3 protein-coding genes are annotated in these 2,899 nt (G+C 35.1%); all 3 read right to left on the bottom strand.

Going from position 1 to position 2,899, the window contains the following annotated elements:
• Nucleotides 1–16 precede the first annotated feature (16 nt).
• Nucleotides 17–289, bottom strand: coding sequence for a hypothetical protein (locus ACYVRH_RS11545; protein WP_461257064.1), 273 nt, complete (start codon nucleotides 287–289; stop codon nucleotides 17–19).
• A complete protein-coding gene (locus tag ACYVRH_RS11540; RefSeq protein WP_461257063.1) occupies nucleotides 279–527 on the bottom strand; it encodes a hypothetical protein in 249 nt (82 codons plus the stop codon). Before ACYVRH_RS11540 ends, ACYVRH_RS11545 begins: the two co-directional genes overlap by 11 nt.
• A gap of 954 nt (nucleotides 528–1,481) precedes the next feature.
• Nucleotides 1,482–2,899, bottom strand: a 1,418-nt coding sequence (locus tag ACYVRH_RS11535; RefSeq protein ID WP_461257062.1) for an RNA-directed DNA polymerase, incomplete at its 5' end; no start/stop codon positions are given.

Here is a 2,899-nt window from a genome sequence, read left to right as displayed (position 1 = left end):
GGCGGGGGTTTTAATACTATACTAGAGTTGCGGGGCTGTCTTTGTAAGCCACATGAAGATAGGCGATGTATGAATGGGCGTTTTCTAACGTGGGGAATATGCGTGATTGTTTTAACGCTGAATTTTCAAATAACGGTAATGGCGTTAAAGCCGATTTAGTCGTAAAAATTGAAGTGCTTGCCAACTGCGGCTTACCGTGAATAAGATTATATTCAGCATATGCCCGATAATGAATTGAACCGCGCCCCCGGCGCGAGCCGGGGGAACTGCGGCGGTTTTTATGCCGCATTTATAACTACCTCCTTTTCTTCCGCCGGCTGTTGGTTAAAACCGCATACGGCGCATTTTGTTTTGTCCTTACATTCTGGACAAACAACCGATGATGAAAAAGCCGATGATAATTCATTGATGATGATGTCAATGGCTTTTGGCATGGACACGTTAAGCGCCCATGCGAGGCGGCGGACTGTTACGCACGCCATTTCTGAAAACTGCGGCGAATAGAACCGCTTTTTTTCGTTGTACATAGTACAACCTCCTATAATTGTAGTAGCCCCCGATAGCTAGGCACGGGGGACATGAAGGGGGGCAAAAAACCCGAAACCGCCGCCTTTAACAAAAACCCAACGAAGGCAGGCGGGGTATTTTGTATTGGTGGTGTGGGCTGTAGCGCCCTTCGCCACCGCACAGGGCGCGCTCACACCACCAAGGAAAACAAAATACCCCGCCTGTTGGGTGTTATTAATTTTTAAAAACTAAGAATAGAAAAAATTGCGCAAGCAATTTTTACCTTATTTTACTTTATAAGGGAAAAAACGCTTACACAGATGAATTAGAATAATTGCCCTGACCCCCGAAGGGGGTTGGCATGGCTTTTGCCTGGCTGAAGCCATTTATTCCCACTGCAAAAGCCATGCCAAAAGGGACATACGGAATGAATTACTTGTTATGTGAAATAATGCTAAAGGTTACGAACTCTTGTGCGTGTTACAAGGACACAAGGAGCGTTATAAAGATTAATACGAACTACAAAGTATTGAGGAGCAAAACGGGGGCTTGTCTCCCGTAGAGGGGGTAGCGTAATCCGGCCACATAAAATATGGGTTATATAAAAAGTTACTTAGAAATGTTATAATAAAGATAAATTGTTATGTGCTAATATTGTTCCTGATATTTTATGTGGTCGGATGGAGCGTAGGGGGAGACCTCCCCATTCTAAATTTTATTCTTAACCTTAATTAGCTAAATTTGAAGGGTACGTTATATGTGGGGGTAAGCGGTTGTTATACGACACAATGAAAAAGTGGTGACAGTTGCTACGGCGTGGCGATAAGAGTATTATGTTGTGAAATAACATTGAAAGAGAAGCGGAAAAACTATGGTTTTAGAGTGTGATAGGAAATTAAATATTTTACGACAAATAACGGTTTTATTTGTATAAAATATAAATTAAATAAATATTGTATATAATATTAATTGATTCAGTCGAGGCTTGTATATAAACTATGTCTATTACTACCATACTTCTTGAATATTGTTCGTTGGTAAGTACGATAAGCAATTTGTGCACTGATACCATGAATGTTATTCCAATTAAAAAAACTTTCTGATGGTTTGTTGCCATTTGTAGATTTCCGTTGTAAATAATCACAAAGTAACTTTATCGCCAATGAAGAAGGATAGGAACAAGGAGTAACCGCTGTAAGAAGATTATTTATAATGGAATCAATTTTCTCTTGCAAAGCAATAGAATTATATGGACAATTATGAAAAATAAACACATACCAAAATTCTTTGTGTAATAAGGCATCGCTAACAGTTATTTTAGAAATTTGCTCTTCAATCACTTTATCTAGTTTATTTTTAATTTCATTGAAAAAAGGTATGCTATATTTTGAATATAATAACATATTTGCCCAAATTAATGGATCATTAGCTTCATTAGTTTTTTTTATTAATTCATTTTCAGCTTCAACTACAAGAGATATATTATACTCACTAAAAAATGGAAGCCAATCGCATATATCAAAGATATTACACTTTTGATATATAAATGAATATCTATTTATTAAATCATTTAATTTCTTCTTGGAATCATTGTTGTTTTTAAAATCTATCTCATCGTCTATATATACAATCATTGATATAAGTTTTCTTGTTTGGTCAAAAGAAGGACAAAAAGAATATATAAACAAAGCTAAATCAATCAACATTATAGATTTTCCGACTTTCTTATTACCAAACAGCATATAACCGTCTTTCTTTTTTGCGATGTTGTTAAGAAGTGTTGAAAGTAAGAATGAAACAATAGTCCGTCTAGCACTAGGAAATTCTTTCATTGTAACTGTTATTTCGCTTTTTATTCTGTCAATCGGAATAAAATCAGATTTTATTAAGAAACGTTCATCCTCTGTGAGATTGTCATAATCTGATTTTTTTATATTCTTAAAAATATTATCTATAACATCTGAAAGGCGTCTTGTTCTTTCAATCCAACCTTTTGGGACACATGGAGTTTCGCCCTTTGTAAGTTTTAGTTCATTAAGTTGCAACAGGTATTTTTTACCAAAAAACTTGTAGTTATCAATTATTTTATCAAGATACTCTTGATCTCTTGCAAAAATAAATATGTCATCAACATATCTAAAAATTGCGTAATCATTATCGAACTCAATACCATTATTAGATAAAGCAAGTAAAACTTCACTGTCTATTTGTTGAAAAAGTATTTCAGCAATCATACGTGAAAATTCAGGTCCTACGATTAGTCCATTAGAAGATAAACCATTTATATTTTGCAGAATTCGGTCTATGTTAATAAAGAGATTTGAGTTATCTGCACTTTTAGAGTCAATGACGTTACGTTCAATAATCCATTTATAAGAATGTGTATATATAC

The sequence above is a fragment of the Treponema sp. R80B11-R83G3 genome (assembly GCF_054786115.1).
Note: the sequence above shows the minus strand (reverse complement) of the source record. Positions and strands in the feature narration are given on the sequence as shown.